This window comes from Agrobacterium tumefaciens (genome assembly GCA_025560025.1).
GTDB lineage: Bacteria > Pseudomonadota > Alphaproteobacteria > Rhizobiales > Rhizobiaceae > Agrobacterium.
Genome location: CP048485.1, coordinates 2,737,137 through 2,756,282, shown reverse-complemented (window position 1 = coordinate 2,756,282; position 19,146 = coordinate 2,737,137). Strand labels below are relative to the sequence as shown.

Here is a 19,146-nt window from a genome sequence, read left to right as displayed (position 1 = left end):
ATCACCGTCCAACCAGCGATACTGCTGGCTTGCTGGCGCTGCCCGGCGGAATACGGCGGAAATCGAGGTCGCGGCTGACGAGGCGTTCCACGCCGGCTGCTGCATCCGCCAGCAGATGGCGGTAACCGGTGATCGAGCGGGCGAAGACGTTATAGATCACCACGGCCGGAATGGCGGCGACGAGACCGATGGCGGTGGCGAGCAGCGCCTCGGCAATGCCCGGCGCAACAACGGCAAGGTTGGTCGTCTGCGATTCCGAAATGCTGATGAAAGAGTTCATGATGCCCCAGACAGTGCCGAACAGGCCGACGAAGGGAGCGGTGGAACCGATGGTCGCGAGAACGCCCGTTCCGCGTGACATGCGGCGACCGGCATGGGTTTCAATACGCGACAGCGCCGAAGAGACACGCTCCTTGATACCGCCGCCATCCGTATGTTCGACCACCGCATCGGAAAGCTGCATTTCGTGGGTCGCCATGCGCAACATCAGCGCTGCCGGCCCGCCCTTCTTTTCGACGGCCTCAGTCGCCTCGTTCAGGGTCTTTGCCCGGCGGATGACCTTAAGCGTCGAACCGGCGCGTACGCGGGCACCGGCAAGTTCGATCGACTTCGCAACCCATACTGTCCAGGTGACGAGCGATGCGAAGGCAAGACCGATCATGACACCCTTCACGACCCAGTCCGCCGCCATGAACATGCCCCAGGGGGACAGGTTGTGCGGAATGTCCGCACGATGTTCAGCACTCGCAGGCTCGGCACTTACGGGTTCAACCGGCGTCGAGACTTCGTTCGGCGCGGCTGTTGCGTTCGTAGGTGCGGGCTGTTCAGTCTGTGTCGGCTGTGGTGCGAGACCTTCAGCCGCCGGCGCGGAGTTACCTGCGGCAGGCGCAGGCTGCAGCGGCGCAGGCGCGGCAGCGGCTGGCTGCTCCGGTGTAGCAGCGGAAGGCGGTGCCGGCTGGATTGCCGGAGCGCTCGGCGTTTCCGCCGGCTGCTGCGCAGGCTGAACCGTTTCCGTTCCCGGGGCGGACTGTGTCTGGGTGTCAGATGCCGACTGAGCAAAAACCGCTCCGGCACTCAAGCCGGCCAGCAAGGTGACCGTCATGGCAAGTGAGATGTGCCGTGTTTTGTTTGCCTTGGTGAAGGACGCGGAAGAAGTTGAGGTCTCAGCTGACATAATTTTTATCCCGGATTTCCGTCGATGAACTCATCCGCAGATTGACCGGTTCCTGAAAACCGGGGTCATGAACGGATACCGTCGTGAAAGCTTGACGTTCCGATAATAAACCTGAGTTCTTTTGACAACTATTATATTGTCAAAAGACCACCCGTAAACTCTTCTTTACAAAAAATTGACCGTCGGAGCGCCCTCAGGCGTTTTGAGAGGGCGAAAATTGCGCCACGAGGGCGTGGCGGTCACCGGGATAGGTCACCCGGACGCTGGTGACGTAGTCCGCCCCATGCCAGGTGCGGCGATGGATGACCAGACATGCCGCACCGGAGGTTATGCCGAGCGCTGCCGCATTTTTACGGTCGGCGGAAACGGCGCTGATGCGATGTTCGGCAGCGCTCCATGGAACCATCTTCAGCAGCCAGGTTCCCGGGCCGATCTGCGAAAAATCGGCAGATTCCGCTTCCGGAACGGCGGTGACATTGATGATGCGTTCCTCAAGGCAAAAGGGAATACCGCCGGCGAAATGCGTGCAGGTAAGTTCCAGAACCCGGGCGTCCGCGGCAAGCGCCATGGATGCGCCGTCTTCTTCCCCCGCAGGGCGCAGCCGTCGTTTGTCGAGACGGTAACCATAGACCAGACCCAGCGTCTGCACCTCCCGCTCGATATCGTGAATTTCCAGAACGGCCGATTGCGCATGGGGCTGGCGAACGAAGGTGCCGAGACGGCGGCGTCTTTCGATCAGTCCGCGCTGCACCAATTCGCCGAGAGCCTTGTTCACCGTCATGCGAGAACAGGCATATTGACGGGTCATCTCGTGTTCGAAGGGAATGCGGTATCCCGGCGGCCACTCGCCCGACATGATATGACGCTCGACATCATTGCGGATGCGCTCGTGCAGCGATTTTTCCTGAAGATCGGCGCCTGTGCTCCTCATCCCGATGCTTCCATCCTCCCGTTTTGATGGGTCAACTATCCATGGGCAGCGGCGGCAATCGCCTCACTGCGAATTTCCTCCGTCAACTTCGCACGCAGCTCGGAAAATTCCGGGCTGGCCTTGACGGTGTAGTGACGCGGATGCGGCAGGTCGACCGGCGTGATCGACTTGATGCGACCCGGCCTTGCGGACATGGTCACCACACGCGACGCCATGAACACCGCCTCCTCAATGTCATGGGTCACAAAAATGACCGTCTTCTGCTCCCGCTCCCAGATGCCGAGCAGCAATTCCTGCATCAGCCCGCGCGTCTGGTTGTCGAGAGCGCCGAAAGGTTCATCGAGCAGCAGGATTTTCGGGCCGTTGGCCAAGGCACGGGCGATGGCCGTTCTTTGCTGCATGCCGCCGGACAATTGTTTCGGCCAATGGTTCTCGAAACCGCGCAGGCCGACCTTGTCGATATAGCTGTCGACGATCTCCCATTTTTCCTTCTCGGCAACGCCGCGTTCACGCAGGCCAAAGGCGACGTTTTCGCGGATCGTCAGCCAGGGAAATAGCGTATAGGACTGGAACACCATGCCGCGATCCGCCCCCGGCCCCGTTACCGCTTTGCCGGACAGCAGCACTTCGCCCGTCGTCGGGCGGTCGAGACCGGCGATGATGCGCAGCAGGGTCGATTTTCCGCATCCCGACGGGCCGAGGATTGTGACGAAATCATTGCGGGGGATTTCCAGATCGGTGGGCTGGAGGGCCAGCGTCGGCTGCCCGCCCTGCACACCCGGAAAGGTGCGGCTGACGCCCCTAATAACGAGTTCGCTCATCAGGCAAGCCTCCAGGCGAAAAGCTTCCGGTTCAGCGATTTGAACGCGAAGTCCGAAATAAGACCGATAATGCCGATGACGATAATACCGAAGATGATCTGCCCGGTCGCCATCAGCGCCTGGCTGTTGATGATCATATAACCGATGCCCGAGGAGGCGCCGATCAATTCCGCAACGATAACGTAGGTCCAGGCCCAGCCGAGAACGAGACGGAGGATTTCGGCAATATCGGGCGCATTGGCGGGAATGAGAACACGGCGCACCACACCCCGGTCTTTCGCGCCAAGCGTATAGGCCGCCTCCACCAGATCACGCCGCGTGCCGGCGACAGCCACGGCCACCATCAGGATGATCTGGAACACCGCGCCGATGAAGATCACCAGCAGCTTCTGCATCTCGCCGATGCCGGCCCAGAGAATGAGGAGCGGTACGAAAGCGGAAGCCGGCAGATAGCGCGCGAAGGAGACGAAAGGCTCGAGCAACGCCTCAATGGGTTTGTACGCCCCCATGGCGATGCCGACCGGCACGGCAACGAGCGATGCCAGCACGAAACCGCCCACCACGCGCCAGATCGTCATGCCGATATCGCTGGCAAACCCCTGATCGGTGAGCAGATAGATGCCATCCTTCAGCATGGTAATGGGGTCGGCCAGAAAGGTTGGCGACACGAAACCGCCCAGCGTGGCAAAGCCCCAGGCGGAAAAAAACAGCACGAAGAACAGGATGCCGAGGATAATCCTCGTACTGTTCCTTATGGGTTGAAGAGGTTGCATCTGTCGCCTGTCCGGAAAACCGGCGCGGCATTTTCGCCGCGCCATCGCAGCGCCCTGCGCCTTTCGTGACGCACAATCGACGCTCTCGCTTAACTTTGGCGGCAACATTCCCTACCGAAATGTGGCCGCCTTTTTTCTGCTATTTGATGAAGGATGTATCCGCGAGGGTCGAAAGATCCGGTTTCGACTTTATCACGCCGATTTCCAGCAGCAGATCGGCCGATTTTTCGGAGAAGGTCTTGAATTCGCCCTCGAAGAACTTCTGGTTGGCGGCCTTGTCCTGCCATTCGAGGAACTTTGCCGAGGCTGCGAATGCCTCTCCTGCCTGCTTCACATCCGCGCCCATCGTCGCATAGGACTTCTCAGGCTCGGCCTTGATGAGGTCGAGCGCCTGGAAATAGCTGTCCGCCAGGGCTTTCGCCGCCTGCGGATTGGCCTTCAGGAAATCCGGTGTGCAACCGAACGTATCCATAACGGCGGGATATTCGAGCGTCGTGGCGAGGATTTTTCCCTTGTCGGGGGCGGCGCGCACGGTGGACAGATAGGGCTCATAGGTCATGGCCGCATCGTTCTGGCCAGCCACAAATGCCTGCGCGGCCGGTCCCGGCTCAAGGTTGACGACCTTGACGTCCTTCAGGGTGAGGCCGTTTTCCTTGAGTATCCAGGCAAGGAAGAAATAGGGGGACGTGCCCGGCGCGGAAGCGGCAACCGTCTTGCCCTTCAGGTCCGCGACTTTCGAAACGTCACTGCGCACCGCAATACCATCGGCGCCGTGCGATTTATCCATCTGGAATATCTGGGTGGATTTCACGCCATTGGCATTCCACGCGATCCATGTCTCGACCGTGGTCGCGGCACACTGAATGTCGCCGGAAGCGAGAGCCAGATGCCGGCTGGCCTGTGGAATTTTCTTGATATCGACCCTCAGGCCGTTCTTTTCAAAAATGCCCGCCTGCTTGGCAAGTGTCAGCGGCGCAAAGCCGGTCCAGCCGGACATGCCAATGGTCACCGACGTTTCCGCATAGGCGGAAGCGGATGAAGCAAGCGCTGCGATTGTGGCGAGAACCCACGTTTTTTTCATGATCTGAACCCCATTTTGATTTATTTTTGTGCGACATTTTTTATCGCTTTATTTGAGGCATGGTAGGCAGGGATTTTATACTTGTCTAGACAAAATGGCGCGACTGGTAACGCATCAGGAAAGATTGCAAACGGGCCTCCCGGCATTCTAGACATAGGTAGCACGGTACGGCGTATCGGCCGTCGCTTTTCATATCGAGCCTTCCATGACCAGACAAAGACGTCGCAGCATCATCAGGGCAAGACGCACCGGAACCGGCATCGCGCTGGTGGCCGCCATTTCCTTCATCGCCGGCATGACGGATGCCGTGGGTCTTTATATTTCCGGAGATTTCGTCTCGTTCATGACCGGCAACACCACGCGCGCCGCCGTCTCGATGGAGGCCGGCACATACTCCCATGCCGTGAAACTGCTTTTCGCAATCGTTGCCTTCGTGGCGGGCAATGCCGGGGGCATTGTGGTCGCCCATAAGTTCGACCGGCGCATCTTTGCCGTTCTCATGGGCGTGGGGGCACTGATGGCAATTGCAGCGCTGTTGCGCAATGAGGCCGCCCTCGCGCAGTTTTATCTCGTCGTTTTCGCCATGGGCATGGTCAATGCCGCCGTCGAGCATATTGAGGGGCTACCGATCGGCCTTACCTATGTGACCGGTGCTCTTTCCCGCTTCGGCCGCGGCATCGGCCGTTTTCTCCTGGGCGAGCGGAGCCTCGATTGGGGTGTTCAAATCGTACCGTGGCTTGGCATGATATGCGGGGCGATCTGCGGCGCGGTGCTGGGTTCCACACTCCAGTCGGATGCCCTGTGGGTGGTGGCGGCAACGGTTTTTGCCGTCGCGACTGCTACCCTCGTCATTCCGCGCTCTCTTCGTCACCGCTATAATCAGAGGGTCAAAATCAGGCGCATCGTGCCGTGACCGCCCTTGCCGCCACCGGCTTCGCCGTTACTTGCGCGAAATGGTGACGAACTTCGTGCCGCGCACCCGCACCGTCATCAGGCAAGGTTCCTTGTCCGTGCGCTCGCAATACCGCGGGTGCATCTTCAGCCCGAAGACCATGTTGCCGAAACGCTTGATGAAATCGTAGCCGTAGATGCGGGCTGTGGCGATCATCAGATAACCGCCCTCTTTCACCTGAACGTAGAAATTATAGGGGCATCCCTCGTCGTCGCAGCTGCGACCTTTTTCACCATCGCAATCCAGAACACCGTGATTGACGACCGCATCCATCAGGCCGTCATTATTGATATCCAGCCGCGTGACGAAATCGTCGCCGAAGGCCGCAACCTTGCACTCCTTGCGGAAATGGTCCTTCTCATAAATCTCGGGATCGTTCACCAGCTGCTGCTGTGCCGACAGCGCCGCCGGAAACATCAAAAGGACCAGCGCCTGAAGAGCGGCAACGAGAGCGATTCGCACGGCATTTTCCTTTGCATCCGTTTCGGTTATGGATGTTGCGATCATCCGGGCGGCCAGCCTAGAGTTTAGTGCTTGCGCGACACTGACGTGTTCGCAGCCCGTGTTTCCGGGGGGAACCTTTTCATGACACTGCTGGGTTTTCTCGATTATGCTGGCGTCGCCGTCTTTGCCGCAACCGGCGCATTGGCCGCTTCGCGCAAGCAGCTCGACCTGATCGGCTTCCTGTTTTTCGCAGCCGCGACAGGGATCGGCGGCGGAACGGTGCGCGATCTCGTGCTAGGCAGGGCGCCGGTCTTCTGGGTAGTGAACCCGACCTATATTCTCGTCTGTGTCTCAGTTGCGGTTCTGCTCTTCTTCACCGCACATCTTTTCGAATCCCGTTACCGGGTGCTGATCTGGCTCGACGCCATCGGCCTCTCCGCCTATTGCGTCATGGGAGCGGCCAAGGGGCTGGCCGCAAGCGGCTCGGCAACCGTGGCCATCGTCACCGGAGTTCTGACGGCGACGTTCGGCGGGGTCCTGCGTGATATTCTCGCCGGGGAGCCATCCGTGCTGCTGCGCCCGGAAGTCTATATCACCTGTGCCCTTTTGGGCTCTTCCATCTTCACCGGCGCTTATTTCCTCGGCGCGCCGCTTTATGTCGCCTCAGGCATTGGCGTGCTGACGGCGTTTGGCGTCCGCTCCGGCGCATTAATTTTCGGATGGACCTTTCCGCCCTACAAGGCCAAACCCGGCAGACGGCCGGAAGATATATTGAAATGAGGCGGCAAAGGCCTGAAACAAAAATGGCGCCCGGAAGGCGCCATTTCTAATCAATTTTTCCGGCCAAGGCCTCAGCTGCGCTTGCGGCGAAGGCGGATGACCACGTCCACATGGGCAATTTCCATGCCTTCGGGCGCCTCAGGCAGATTGCCGATCTGGAGATTGTTGACGGGGATATCGAGAACCTCGTTCTCGCCCTCAACAAAGAAATGGTGGTGGTCGGACACGTTCGTATCGAAATAGGTGCGCGCACCCTCGACAGCCAGAACGCGGATCAGGCCGGCTTCGGTGAACTGATGCAGCGTATTATAGACTGTGGCAAGAGAAACCGGCACGCCGGCGGTGACCGCCTCGTCATGCAGTTCCTCGACCGTCAGGTGCCGGTCGCCCTTTGCGAAAAGAAGATCGCCCAACGCCACGCGCTGGCGCGTGGGCCGCAGCCCCGAGCGCCGCAGCCTCGTTCCGATATCCAATGTGGCGTCAAATGCCATGCAATCCCATTCCAAGCACAGGGGTGAAACTTGCCAATTGCATTAGCATATATCTTTTGCAGCGAATGCTTTCAATAGTTTCAGCGCCGTCGTGTGTCGCAAATGGCCGCAAACCGGCCATTCCTGCAAATTTCCTCTGGTTCCTGCCGGATGGTTCCTGTATGCGGACGGCATATTGAGGTAATGACTTCTGCAAAGAAGGTTCGAAGACAAAGATATGGGGGCTTAGCGGCCTCTGCCCTTGCAGCGCTTCATTTTGAACCTAACTTGCTCTAGTGAAGTCAATCAACACCAGTAATTGGGGAAGTGAAAGCGGTATGGCAACGAGGCAATCAAGTTACAATTATGAGGAGATCCTTTCCTGCGGTCGCGGCGAATTGTTCGGTCCGGGAAATGCCCAGCTTCCATTGCCCCCCATGCTCATGGTTCACCGCATCACCGAAATCTCCGAAACCGGCGGCGCTTTCGACAAGGGTTTCATCCGTGCCGAATATGATGTGAGCCCCGACGACTGGTATTTCCCCTGCCACTTTCAGGGCAACCCGATCATGCCGGGCTGCCTTGGCCTTGACGGCATGTGGCAGCTGACCGGCTTCTTCCTCGGCTGGCTGGGTGAAGAGGGCCGCGGCATGGCGCTGTCGACCGGCGAAGTAAAGTTCAAGGGCATGGTCCGCCCGAACACGAAGCTCCTGCAATATGGCATCGACTTCAAGCGCGTGATGCGCGGTCGTCTTGTGCTTGGAACCGCAGACGGATGGCTGAAGGCGGATGGAGAAACCATTTATCAAGCGACTGACCTTCGTGTAGGGCTATCGAAGGAAAAGACCGCCTGAAGCAGACGGAATAAGTCCTGGCAAAAGCCGGGCGGCTTCGGTCGTCCAGCCGAAATCTTAAGAAAAGGTCCCTTTCATGAGACGAGTTGTTGTCACCGGCCTCGGTATTGTTTCTTCCATCGGCGGTGATGCCGCTGAAGTCACCGCATCGCTGCGCAATGCCAAATCCGGCATTTCATTTTCGCCGGATTTTGCCGAACACGGTTTCAAATGCCAGGTCTGGGGCAAGCCGTCTCTCGACCCGACGGAACTGGTCGACCGCCGCGCCATGCGCTTCCTGTCGCAGGGCGGTGCCTGGAACCATGTCGCGATGAAGCAGGCGATCGCCGATTCCGGTCTGGAAGAGAGCGACATCAGCGGCAATGAGCGCACCGGCATCATCATGGGCTCCGGTGGTCCTTCCACCCGCACCATCGTCGAAGCAGCCGATATCACGCTCAAGAACAACAGCCCGAAGCGCATCGGCCCCTTCGCCGTGCCGAAGGCCATGTCCTCGACCGCCTCGGCGACGCTTGCCACCTGGTTCAAGATTCACGGCGTCAACTATTCCATCTCGTCTGCCTGCTCGACCTCGGCGCATTGCATCGGCAACGCCGCCGAAATGATCCAGTGGGGCAAGCAGGACGTGATGTTCGCGGGCGGCCATGAGGATCTGGACTGGTCGATGTCCAACCTCTTCGATGCCATGGGTGCCATGTCGTCCAAATATAACGAAACGCCCGGCGTCGCCTCGCGCGCCTATGACGTCAACCGTGACGGTTTCGTCATCGCTGGCGGCGCTGGCGTGCTGGTTCTTGAAGAACTGGAACATGCCAAGGCGCGTGGTGCGAAGATTTACGCCGAGATCGTCGGCTACGGCGCCACATCGGACGGTTACGACATGGTGGCTCCTTCCGGTGAGGGCGCGATCCGCTGCATGCGTCAGGCCCTTTCCACCGTCAAGGGCGATATCGACTACATCAATACCCACGGCACCTCGACGCCGGTTGGCGACAGCAAGGAAATCGGCGCGATCCGGGAAGTCTTTGGTGACAAAATCCCGCATATCCAGTCGACCAAGTCGCTCACCGGCCACTCGCTGGGTGCTGCCGGCGTTCAGGAATCGATCTACGGCCTGTTGATGATGCAGGAACGCTTCATCGGCGAAAGCGCGCATATTTCCGAACTCGATCCGGAATTTGCGGGCGTTCCGATCGTTCGCAGCCGCATCGATAACGCCAAGATCGACACCATCCTTTCCAATTCCTTCGGCTTCGGCGGCACCAACGCCACGCTCGTCTTCCAGCGTCATAACGGATAATTGCCCATGAACGGCATCATGCAGGGTAAACGCGGCCTCATCATGGGCGTCGCAAACAATCACTCCATCGCCTGGGGCATTTCCAAGGCGCTTGCGGCACAGGGCGCGGAACTGGCCTTCACCTATCAGGGCGAGGCGCTTGGCAAGCGTGTGAAGCCGCTGGCCGCCGAGCTCGGCTCCGACTTCATCGTGCCTTGCGATGTCGAAGATATCGCCTCGGTCGACGCCCTGTTTGCGACGATCCGCGAAAAATGGGGCTCGCTCGATTTCGTCGTGCACGCCATCGGCTTTTCCGACAAGAACGAGCTGAAAGGTCTTTACGCGGATACGACCCGTGAGAATTTCAGCCGCACCATGGTCATCTCCTGTTTCTCGTTCACGGAAATCGCCAAACGCGCCGCAGAACTGATGACGAATGGCGGATCCATGCTGACGCTGACCTATAACGGTTCGCAGCGCGTTATCCCGAACTACAATGTCATGGGCGTCGCCAAGGCGGCACTTGAGGCGTCCGTTCGCTATCTAGCCGCCGATTACGGCCCGCGTGACATTCGCGTCAACGCCATCTCGGCCGGCCCGGTCCGCACGCTGGCGGGTGCCGGCATTTCCGATGCGCGTGCGATCTACGCCTGGAACCAGAAAAATGCGCCGCTACGGCGGACGGCAGATATTGATGATATCGGCGGATCGGCGCTTTACCTGCTGTCAGGCATGTCGCGCGGGGTTACCGGCGAATGCCATTACGTGGATTGCGGCTACAACATCACCTCGACGCCCACCCTTGAGGTTCTGTCGAAAGCGGACGCTGAATAAGCTGCCATTTTTCTATGTTCAATAAAGGCCCGGCAATATGCCGGGCCTTTTGCATTTATAGACTGTGCCACTTTTGTGAATCAATAAAGTATAAAATATCGAGGTAACTGAATGTAAATACCGGCTGGTTATGGTCCGCAACAAATTCAACGGTTGCGCCTGGCGCATATTCTAGAGATCGAAACAACCATATGCGACTGGCCAGACTGAAGCCATTGCTGGAAAAATTCGGCGTCTCGCGCGACGGGACAGCGGCCATCGAATTCGCGATCCTCGCGATTCCCTATTTCCTCGTTGTATTTGCAATCATCGAGACCTTCATCGCCATGATGGCGGAACAGGTTGTCGTTAATGCCACGGAGAACATGGCGCGGCGTTTGCGTACCGGGCAGATCAGCAGTTCAATTTCGAAAGAGGATTTTCGCAAGAGTTTCTGCAATGAAGTTTCAGTGATGATCACCTGCTCGGCAGATGAGATCAAACAGGAACAGAAGCTCTATATCGACCTTCGCTCCTTTACCGCCTTCAAGGATATTCCAACCACGATACCCCTGAAGCCCTACGGCCAATATTACGATCTGGACACCTCGCAATTTGGCTTCAAGCCGGGCGGTCCGGAAACGATCAACATGCTGCGCGTCTATTATCGCTGGCGCGTTATCGCCGACATCATCCGGCCATATCTTACCAAAATACGCCCGGCTGACGGATCGATGCCCTCGCATTTCCTCATTGTCGCGACCGATGCTTTCATGAACGAGAAATACACCACAAGCGGGGGCTCATAATGGCAGGGTTGGCGTCTGCCGTCACGAACGGCAAACTGCGTTTCATCGCGCTCATTACACGCTTCGCAAAAGATCGCCGCGGCGTGGGTGCTGTGGAATTTGCTATCCTTTTCCCGATATTGCTCGCGCTGTATGTGACGTCCTTCGAGCTCACGCTCGGCTACAATACCTTTAAGCGGTCAAGCAGCGCCGCCGCCACAATCAACGATCTGATCTCGAAAACGGGCTCCGTCGACAAGACCTATCTCAAGAACATGCAGAACGTCGCGGCAGCTGTCTTTGCGCCTTACAGCACCAAAGGTCTGCAGCTGAAAATCAGCGGTATCACGATCGACAAGCAGAAACAGGCGAAAATCGCCTGGTCCTGGAATGAGAAAGATCAGAGGCCTTATGCCGTTGGATCGACTGTAACGGTTCCAACTCGCCTGCTGATAGAGAACAGCTTCCTCATCCACGTCGAGCTTTCCATCCCGCATGAATTGCTGATGTTCATGACCGACATCTCCTCCTCCGGTGTAAAGTCGATCACGATCGGGCGCGATTACTTCTTCAAGCAGCGCGACGCGGAGACCACCTGCTCCAATTGCTGAGGCATCTGGAGCGGGGAGGTGATTCCCACATCATCGCCTGCCTTTAATAGACATCACGCAGATAGCGCTTTTCGCGCTTCAGCCGGTTTACATACTCACTTGCCGCTTCCGCCGAGATGCCGGCCTCGTCAATAACGATCCGGTGCAAGGCGTCGTCGACATCCTTCGCCATGCGGGTTGCGTCACCGCAAACGTAGAAATAGCCACCCTCTTCAAGCCATTGATAGAGCGCCTTGCCGTTCTGTTGCATGCGGGTCTGGACGTAGATCTTTTCCGCCTGATCGCGTGAAAAAGCGAGATCGAGACGGGTCAGCACGCCATCGCGGCTCATGTCGCCAAGTTCATCTTCATAGATGAAATCCGACTGCCGGTGCTGATCGCCAAAGAACAGCCAGTTCCTGCCCTTTGCGCCCCTCGCCTGCCGTTCCTGCAAAAATGCCCGGAAAGGCGCGATACCCGTGCCTGGTCCCACCATGATCATAGGCGCGTCATTATCCTGGGGCACACGAAACGCCTTGTTCGGCGAGACGAAAATTCCGCTATTCTGGCCCGCTTCCACCCGGTCGGCGAGATAGGTGGAGCACACGCCGCCGCGCTCCCGGCCGTCAGCGCGATAACGCACGCTGGCGATGGTCAAATGCACGCTGTTTTCCGCGACGAGGGGGCTGGAGGAGATGGAATAGGCGCGATGCTGCAACGGTTTCAGGAAAGTCACGAATTCGGCAACATCAAATAGCGGCTTTCCGCCGAGATTGATGAGGTCGAGAATATCCTTGCTCCAGAGAAAGGCGGCCAGCTGCTCCCTGTCTCCGTTTGCGAGAATGTGGCTGAGTTCGTCATGTCCTGCGCGCTTGCCGATTTCGGCAACCAGCTCACGCGAGGGTGTCGAAATCTCGAACATATTCAGAAGCGCATCGCCAATCGGCCGGTCGAGGCCGGCGACTTCGCCATCCGCTGTTACGTCGAACCGATCGATCAGCGCTTCGACCAGTTTCGGGTCGTTGAGGGGAACGACGCCCAGAGCATCCCCCGCCTCATAGTCCAGACCGCTTTCGCCGAGATCGAATTCATAGTGACGAATTTCCTTGGACGAGGCGGGGCCAGAAAGAAGGCGATTAACGTTCACCCGGGCCGAATAGGGGTTCTTGCGGTTCCAGCCCTGTTTTGCTCTTGCCGCCGACTCGGTGACAGGAAGGGTGGTTGAGGCCGGATTGCCGCCATCGACGGCGAGCGCAAGCGGCAGGGCCTCACCGATCCATGCAGCGGCGGCGTCCTCGAAGTCGATATCGCAGTCGATACGCGTCTTCATGCGCTTGCCGCCGAGTTGTTCGAACCGCGTATCGATGAGCTTGCCCGCCTGGCAGAAGCCGTCATAACCGGTATCGCCGAGCGCGAGGACGGCAAAATTCATCTCGTCCAGACGCGGCGCACTGTCAGCGGCGAGCGCTTCCCAGAAAAGCTGGGCGTTGTCGGGCATTTCACCTTCGCCATAGGTCGAGGTGACGACGATGACCCGCTTCATGGCGCCGAGACCGTCCATCGAGACATCATCAAGTGCCGTCACCACCGGCTGCATGCCCTGCGCGCGGGCGGCGGCGGCAATATCCATCGCCAGCGCCTCGGCATTGCCAGTCTGGGTGCCGAAAAGAATATTCAGCACGCTGGTGGCCGCCCTGGGAGCAGCGGCGGCAACCGATGCCTCCAGACCGATGGCGGCGCGGGAATGGAGCCCCGCCAGAAAACCGGAAAGCCATGCGCGCTGATCACCGCTGAAGGGCGCGTCCTGCGGAATGTAAGGTATCTTCATCATGCTGCCCTGTGGCTGGATGCGGTGGCAAGGTCGGGAATGGCGCGGGCTGCGAAAAGCTCCTCAAAGCCCGGCAGTCGGCCGATCTTCTCGATGTTTTTCCGGTTCTGCTGAATGATCCAGCCGTAGGTGCCGGGGCTGTCCACCGACCAGATGTTCCGGCGCGCCAGCGCCTGCTTGTAGTCGTCAAGCCGCTTGGCGGCGATCATCACCGCAAGCTGTTCATCGCTATGGTCTGAAAGCGCCTCGCGGGCATATTTCAGCAGCCGTTGCATCAGCGCATAATCTTCCGTGAGGATGAGATTGCGCACGGCTTTTTCGATGGCGGGATCGGAAGGGCCCGAGGCCAGCGGCAGCCGCTGCAAAGCGATGGCCTGCGCCATGCTCAACACGGTATAATTGTTGAGCAGCGCATACATGTCTTCCGTATCCGTCTCGCCATAACCGGGCACCGTTCCGTTCAGGACGGCCTTGCGGTCGCGATAGGCGAGCTTGAACTTGCGCAGCTGGTGGGCGGCAAGCGCGGATGCAAGTTCCTCCAGCAACTCCTTGCGGGGCTTGGCTTTGAGGATCTCATCGCTGTCCTGATAAAGCAGCAGGGCACGCGGCATGCCGTAGACGAAATTATGCTGTTCACTTTCCCAGTTTTCCAACAGCCATGTCGCCTTGGCCGAGCCGGTCTCCGCGACATGCAAGGTCAGAAGCTGGTGGACTGCCTGATTGTGAATCGCGGCCTGCTCATCCCCTCCCGTGATCGCGCCGAGCAGGATGGAATCATGGCTGACCTTCTTCGGCAAATCGCCATAGGGATCATATTGATAAACAAAGCCGCCGCTCATGCCGTTGCCGAAACCCTTGCCGAAGCTGCCCAGGTTCAGCACCGCGCCGTTGGTCATGTATTCGCAGGCGAAATCACCCACGCCTTCGACCACGGCGGTGGCTCCGGAGTTACGCACGGCAAAACGGTCGCCCGCCTGCCCTTCCACGAAGGTGCGGCCGCCGGTGGCGCCGAACAGCGCGAAATTGCCGACCAGCACATTGCCGCCCGCCTCTTCCGAACCGCCGCCGGGGGAGCGCACGACGATGGTGCCGCCGCAGGCGCTTTTGCCGACGCCGTCATTGCAGGTGCCGGTATGGACCATGACCATGCCGTCATTACAGAAAGCGCCGAAAGACTGCCCGGCGGAACCGGAGGTGTCGATGCGCACCGAACCCGCCTCCAGGAACCGGCGGCCGCGGCTGTCCCGCTTCACGGCCGGCAGCGCATCCGCCTCTTCATCGGAAAGCTCATGGTTCAGCATACGCTCGATATCGACGGCGAGCTGGCCACCAACGCTCTTGTTGCAATTGTTGAGGAAACGATTGCCGCCAAGCTCGATGTTCTCGCGCCTGCTGTCGACCAGGGCCGAGCGCACGAGTTCGATGAAGGCATCGTCCAGTGCAAAGTCCTTTTCCATATAGACGGGGCTGTCGATCTTCACCTCTTCGACCACGGCAAGCATTGCCCGGAGGTCAAGCTGGCCGACGCTCGCTGGATGATCGAGGAGATGAAGAAGGTCGGAACGGCCGCGTGCCTCGCGCAGCGAGGCAACCCCAAGCCCGGCCAAAATCTCGCGCGTTTCATGGGCAATGTTCATGAGATATTGCGCCAGCGCGCGGGGATCACCGTTGAAGGCCTCCTGATTGGTGGTGAGACCGGCCGGGCACTTGATGTTGCAGTTCTTGGCCATGACGCATTTCAGCATCATCAGCGCCGTCGTGCCGAATTCGAAGCTGTCGCCGCCGAGGAGTGCTGACTTCACCACGTCGCTCGCCGTCTGGTGCGCGCCGGAGCAACGCAGCAGCACCTTGGCGCGCAGGCCGGTGGCGCAAAGCGCCTGATGCACCTCGGCAATGCCGATTTCCGCCGCACGGCCGGTATATTTGAGGCTGGTGACGGCCGCCGCACCCGTGCCGCCGGTATTGCCGGCGACATTGATGACATCCGCACCCGCCTTGGCAACGCCGACCGCAATCGTGCCGATGCCTTCCGACGAGACTAGCTTGACGATGACGCGCACGCGCGCTGCCTTGGCGTCATGGATGAGCTGGGCCAGATCCTCGATCGAATAGGTATCGTGATGCGGCGGCGGCGAGACAAGCTCGACGCCCGGCGTGCCGCCGCGTGCGGCAGCGATTTCCACCGTCACCTTGGGAGACGGCAACTGCCCGCCCTCACCCGGCTTTGCGCCTTGGCCGATCTTGATCTCGATTTCCTCCAGCATCGGATCGGCAAGATAACCGGCCCAGACGCCGAAACGGCCGGAGGCGAACTGCTTGATGCGCGAGGCACGGATGGTGCCATAACGGGAAATATGCTCGCCGCCCTCGCCCGAATTCGACATGCCGCCGACCATGTTGGTGCCATGGGCAACCGCCTCATGGGCCGCGGCAACCAGCGCGCCATGGCTCATGGCGCCCGATGCGAGGGTCCTGGTGATCTCGCTCGCCTTCTGAACGGCATCGAGCGGAATGCTTTCCGGCGCGGTGCGGATAAGCGAGAGATAGGCGGAGGCTTCGCCCTTCGCCTGAACCATGAGCGCGCCACCTTCCAGCCAGTGGCCGGGAATATCCGCACCGAAACGGTCGAGCAGCGACTGGCCGAGTGCGGCAAGCCGGGCAAGCTCATGACCATGCGGGCCGGTCAGCTGCAGCCGGAATGCGCCGTCTCCCGCCTCTTCGCAACGCAATCCGCGCACCATGAAGCTGTTATTGCCCTGTCGGGAAAAACGGCCCATTTCCCGTCGGAATTCTTCTGCGGAACCGGCGAATGTGACGTCGGCCGGCAATTCCAGAACATCGCGCAGGGCGGCGGGGCGGCGCGCCCTTTCCTCTGCCATCATGCGGGCGAAAGCGCGGTAACCGGGCGTCACCTCGAATTTGTCGATGGCGTCAGGGGTCAGCCGGTCGAAGCTGTTGTGATAATAGGCGGCATCGTTGAGACCGAAGGCATCTTCCAGCCGGTTGAGCGGCAGCAGGCGCAACGCCTCCTCGTTTTCGGTTCCCTTGTCGAAACCGATCTTTTCCTCCGTCATATCCACGAAACCGCGCACCGCCGTCGTGCCATAGGAATGGCCGGCGCCTTCCGCGCGCTCCTTGAAGAGACCGAGCAGCGGAATGTCGTTTTCGCCCTTCACGGACAGCGCCTTGCGGTGCCAGTCCGCCACGGCCTGCGCGATGACGGCGAAGTTGACGCCGCCAACCGGGGTCTTCACATTCGGGAAATAGCGCTTCAGCACCGCATCATTGGTATCAAGGAAGTTTGGCTCGAAGAACTCGCCGCCGATATAGCTTTCCGCCGTGCACAGGCCGACCTTGCCCATGGTCTTCATCAGCGACTTTTCCGCCGCCTTGGCAAAACGCTTGAAGGCCTTGTCGGCATCAGCACCGAATTTCTCCTCGGCGCGGAACTGCACGCCAAGCGGATAGACGGCAGAAGCGCCGAAGCCGAGGCCGGCTGCTATGTGATGCGAGGAAGAAAACTGGCCACTTTCCACGATCAGGGAAATGCGCAGCCGCAGACCTTCCTCGATCAGCCGCTGATTGATGGCGGAAACGACCATGATCATCGGCAGAGCGGCGCGGCCAGCCGAGACATGCCGGTCGGTGATGACGGCGATGCCGCCTTCCTCTGCTGCGAAAGCCACAACCTCATCGCAGAGACCATCAATTGCCTGCCGCAGGGCCGTTTCATTGGCCTCCGCAACATCGAAGACCGGCGAATAGAGCATTTCGAAACGGCGAAGGGGCGTCTCCGACTGTTCGCGAATACGCAGCATATCGAGATGGGTCAGGATCGGAGAGCGCACGACGATCTGGCGGGCCTTCTTCGCGCCGCTGTTCGGCTTCGCACCGAGGGCGACACGCAACGTCATGCCATCGGCCTCACGAATACTGTCGAGCGGCGGATTGGTGACCTGCGCGAAACGCTGTGAAAAATACTTCGCGACGCCGCCTTCCTGATCGGAAAGCGCATTGATGGCATTGCCGTAACCCATCGCCGAAATCTTTTCCGCGCCGGAGGCCAGCATCGGGTCCATCAGGAACTTGAAGCTTTCCTGATTATGCGAATAGGCAACATAACGCTGGTGGCGTTCCAGATCGCCGTTGTAACGCAGCGGCGAGCCCTGCTTGTCGGCGGGCACCTCCGGCAGATCACCAAGCATCACGCGCGCTGCAGATAGCAGCGAGGAATAGTCCCGCTGCGAAGCCAGAAGCTCCAGCGCCTCGACCGTGGAAAAAGCACGACGCTCGGCGTGATCGTAATAAAGCATGCCGCCCGCCTCGATGCGGCCGCGGCGGATGACGCTTTCCGCCGGAAACGCGATCTGCCCGGCCTCCGACATGACGCAGAGATAATCTTGCGTCTCGACGGTGCGCAGCGGGCGCAGGCCGAGGCGATCAAGCCGCGCGCCGATGATGGTGCCATCGCCGAAGATCAGCGCGGCCGGGCCGTCATTCTTTTCCTCATAAAGCGAGAAATATTCCAGCATCGCCTTCACGGCCGGTGACAGGGTATCGTCATTTTCCCAGGCTGGCGGCATCATCGAGACCACGGCGGTGACGAGGTCGAGACCGTCTTCCATTACCCGTGCCTGCAGGGTCTGATCCAGACGGCAGCTATCCGACTGGCCCTTCGGCCGGATGATGCTGGCATTCTTCGCCAGCGCCACGGCCGCTTCCGACAGCCGGTTCTTCTTGTCGGTATTGAGTTCGCCATTATGCGCCATCAGGCGGAAGGGCTGCGCCATGGAGGGGTGCGGATCGGTATTGGTGGAAAACCGCGTGTGGAAATACATCGTATGCACTTCATGGCGCGGATCGGTAAGGTCACAGAAATAGGGCATGACCTCATGCGAGTTCAGACGCCCTTTCAGAACCTGCGTGCGGGCGCTGAGTGACAACGGATAAAAGCCGGCAAGTTCCGGTACGGTATAGGCAAGCGACTCAATGGCCAGCAGCGCCTTGTGGATGCGCCAGTCGAATTCGGCGAGGGTTGCGCATTCGGCCGGAGCCGAAAAGACCCATTGGCGGATTGGCAACTGGTAGGGGATCGCGGCAGGACGGATGGCCGCGTCATTCACCGGTACATCGCGGGCAAGCAGGACCGAAAACCCCTGCTCCTTGAGGGCGTTTGCGATGATACCGACCGCCTCACCGTGGAAAGCGGGATTCTGCGGCAGGAAAAAATTGCCGACGCCGAAGCGACCGGCCTGCAAGCCGGCCTCACCGGTCAATTCCCGAAAGAAGGAGAGCGACAAATCCAGCGACACGCCGGCACCATCGCCGACACCTTCCGCCGACATGCCGCCGCGATGCGGCACGGCACAGAGCGCCTCGTGACCGCGCTTCAGCACATCATGCGTCTGCACGCCGTCCTTGCGGGTGATGAAACCGACGCCACAGCTGCTTTTTTCAAAAGCCGCATCATAAAGGCCGAATTTTTGCTCCGTCACACTCAAGGCACTCTCCTCTCGTTGCGCATTTCGCGCGGCATCGCCCTCTTTCCCGAAACCCGGCGCGTCAGCC

General features: G+C 59.5%; 16 protein-coding genes. 7 read left to right on the top strand and 9 right to left on the bottom strand.

Annotation, left to right across the window (positions count from 1 at the left end):
- Position 1: 1 nt before the first annotated feature.
- From exbB to FY152_13240, 5 genes are all read right to left on the bottom strand, one after another.
- Positions 2–1,174 (bottom strand): tonB-system energizer ExbB, encoded by a 1,173-nt coding sequence (gene exbB, locus FY152_13260; protein ID UXS33017.1) that lies wholly within the window; start codon positions 1,172–1,174, stop codon positions 2–4.
- A gap of 193 nt (positions 1,175–1,367) precedes the next feature.
- The gene (gene hutC, locus FY152_13255) at positions 1,368–2,105 is read right to left on the bottom strand and encodes a histidine utilization repressor (GenBank protein UXS33016.1); all 738 of its coding nucleotides are present in this window, start codon (positions 2,103–2,105) and stop codon (positions 1,368–1,370) included.
- Positions 2,106–2,140: 35 nt separating this feature from the next.
- Complete coding sequence (locus tag FY152_13250; GenBank protein UXS33015.1) at positions 2,141–2,926, bottom strand: ABC transporter ATP-binding protein; 786 nt, start codon at positions 2,924–2,926, stop codon at positions 2,141–2,143.
- The gene (locus tag FY152_13245; GenBank protein ID UXS33014.1) at positions 2,926–3,699 is read right to left on the bottom strand and encodes an ABC transporter permease; all 774 of its coding nucleotides are present in this window, start codon (positions 3,697–3,699) and stop codon (positions 2,926–2,928) included. The genes FY152_13250 and FY152_13245 overlap by 1 nt, the downstream gene beginning before the upstream one ends.
- Before the next feature lie 139 nt (positions 3,700–3,838).
- Positions 3,839–4,780, bottom strand: a complete 942-nt coding sequence (locus tag FY152_13240; GenBank protein ID UXS33013.1) for an ABC transporter substrate-binding protein — start codon at positions 4,778–4,780, stop codon at positions 3,839–3,841.
- Positions 4,781–4,985: 205 nt separating this feature from the next.
- Here FY152_13240 and FY152_13235 point away from each other — a divergent pair, with 205 nt between their 5' ends.
- Positions 4,986–5,693, top strand: a complete 708-nt coding sequence (locus tag FY152_13235; GenBank protein UXS33012.1) for a DUF1275 domain-containing protein — start codon at positions 4,986–4,988, stop codon at positions 5,691–5,693.
- A 27-nt stretch (positions 5,694–5,720) separates the two neighbouring features.
- Here the strand turns inward: FY152_13235 and FY152_13230 are convergent, their stop codons facing one another.
- Entirely contained in the window at positions 5,721–6,239 is a 519-nt protein-coding gene (locus FY152_13230; protein ID UXS33011.1) for a hypothetical protein, read from the bottom strand.
- Positions 6,240–6,317: 78 nt separating this feature from the next.
- Here FY152_13230 and FY152_13225 point away from each other — a divergent pair, with 78 nt between their 5' ends.
- The gene (locus FY152_13225) at positions 6,318–6,956 is read left to right on the top strand and encodes a trimeric intracellular cation channel family protein (protein ID UXS33010.1); all 639 of its coding nucleotides are present in this window, start codon (positions 6,318–6,320) and stop codon (positions 6,954–6,956) included.
- A gap of 71 nt (positions 6,957–7,027) precedes the next feature.
- On the opposite strand, the gene FY152_13220 is transcribed toward FY152_13225, so the two are convergent.
- On the bottom strand, positions 7,028–7,447 hold the full coding sequence (locus tag FY152_13220; GenBank protein UXS33009.1) for a transcriptional repressor: 420 nt from the start codon (positions 7,445–7,447) through the stop codon (positions 7,028–7,030).
- A gap of 317 nt (positions 7,448–7,764) precedes the next feature.
- On the opposite strand from FY152_13220, the gene fabA reads away from it, so the two are divergent.
- The 5 genes from fabA to FY152_13195 all read left to right on the top strand — a co-directional run bounded on the left by fabA (position 7,765) and on the right by FY152_13195 (position 11,771).
- Positions 7,765–8,280, top strand: a complete 516-nt coding sequence (gene fabA, locus FY152_13215; protein UXS33008.1) for a 3-hydroxyacyl-[acyl-carrier-protein] dehydratase FabA — start codon at positions 7,765–7,767, stop codon at positions 8,278–8,280.
- 76 nt (positions 8,281–8,356) lie between these two features.
- Positions 8,357–9,580: a beta-ketoacyl-ACP synthase I gene (gene fabB / locus FY152_13210; GenBank protein UXS33007.1), complete on the top strand. Its 1,224-nt coding sequence runs from the start codon at positions 8,357–8,359 to the stop codon at positions 9,578–9,580.
- Between the two features lie 6 nt (positions 9,581–9,586).
- The gene (gene fabI, locus FY152_13205) at positions 9,587–10,393 is read left to right on the top strand and encodes an enoyl-ACP reductase FabI (protein ID UXS33006.1); all 807 of its coding nucleotides are present in this window, start codon (positions 9,587–9,589) and stop codon (positions 10,391–10,393) included.
- Between the two features lie 191 nt (positions 10,394–10,584).
- Entirely contained in the window at positions 10,585–11,181 is a 597-nt protein-coding gene (locus FY152_13200) for a pilus assembly protein (GenBank protein ID UXS33005.1), read from the top strand.
- Positions 11,181–11,771, top strand: coding sequence for a pilus assembly protein (locus FY152_13195; protein UXS33004.1), 591 nt, complete (start codon positions 11,181–11,183; stop codon positions 11,769–11,771). Before FY152_13200 ends, FY152_13195 begins: the two co-directional genes overlap by 1 nt.
- Before the next feature lie 43 nt (positions 11,772–11,814).
- Here FY152_13195 and FY152_13190 read toward each other — a convergent pair whose 3' ends face one another.
- Both FY152_13190 and FY152_13185 read right to left on the bottom strand, forming a co-directional pair.
- Positions 11,815–13,581 carry a sulfite reductase subunit alpha gene (locus FY152_13190; protein ID UXS33003.1) on the bottom strand — a complete coding sequence of 589 codons (1,767 nt, stop codon included), beginning with the start codon at positions 13,579–13,581 and terminating at the stop codon, positions 11,815–11,817.
- The gene (locus FY152_13185; protein ID UXS33002.1) at positions 13,578–19,079 is read right to left on the bottom strand and encodes a glutamate synthase large subunit; all 5,502 of its coding nucleotides are present in this window, start codon (positions 19,077–19,079) and stop codon (positions 13,578–13,580) included. Before FY152_13185 ends, FY152_13190 begins: the two co-directional genes overlap by 4 nt.
- Between the last annotated feature and the right edge of the window lie 67 nt (positions 19,080–19,146).

Coding starts and splice junctions, on each gene's coding strand:
- exbB (UXS33017.1), bottom strand. CDS start 1,174: ATGTCAGCTGAGACCTCAACTTCTTCCGCGTCCTTCACCAAGGCAAAC.
- hutC (UXS33016.1), bottom strand. CDS start 2,105: ATGAGGAGCACAGGCGCCGATCTTCAGGAAAAATCGCTGCACGAGCGC.
- FY152_13250 (UXS33015.1), bottom strand. CDS start 2,926: ATGAGCGAACTCGTTATTAGGGGCGTCAGCCGCACCTTTCCGGGTGTG.
- FY152_13245 (UXS33014.1), bottom strand. CDS start 3,699: ATGCAACCTCTTCAACCCATAAGGAACAGTACGAGGATTATCCTCGGC.
- FY152_13240 (UXS33013.1), bottom strand. CDS start 4,780: ATGAAAAAAACGTGGGTTCTCGCCACAATCGCAGCGCTTGCTTCATCC.
- FY152_13235 (UXS33012.1), top strand. CDS start 4,986: ATGACCAGACAAAGACGTCGCAGCATCATCAGGGCAAGACGCACCGGA.
- FY152_13230 (UXS33011.1), bottom strand. CDS start 6,239: ATGATCGCAACATCCATAACCGAAACGGATGCAAAGGAAAATGCCGTG.
- FY152_13225 (UXS33010.1), top strand. CDS start 6,318: ATGACACTGCTGGGTTTTCTCGATTATGCTGGCGTCGCCGTCTTTGCC.
- FY152_13220 (UXS33009.1), bottom strand. CDS start 7,447: ATGGCATTTGACGCCACATTGGATATCGGAACGAGGCTGCGGCGCTCG.
- fabA (UXS33008.1), top strand. CDS start 7,765: ATGGCAACGAGGCAATCAAGTTACAATTATGAGGAGATCCTTTCCTGC.
- fabB (UXS33007.1), top strand. CDS start 8,357: ATGAGACGAGTTGTTGTCACCGGCCTCGGTATTGTTTCTTCCATCGGC.
- fabI (UXS33006.1), top strand. CDS start 9,587: ATGAACGGCATCATGCAGGGTAAACGCGGCCTCATCATGGGCGTCGCA.
- FY152_13200 (UXS33005.1), top strand. CDS start 10,585: ATGCGACTGGCCAGACTGAAGCCATTGCTGGAAAAATTCGGCGTCTCG.
- FY152_13195 (UXS33004.1), top strand. CDS start 11,181: ATGGCAGGGTTGGCGTCTGCCGTCACGAACGGCAAACTGCGTTTCATC.
- FY152_13190 (UXS33003.1), bottom strand. CDS start 13,581: ATGATGAAGATACCTTACATTCCGCAGGACGCGCCCTTCAGCGGTGAT.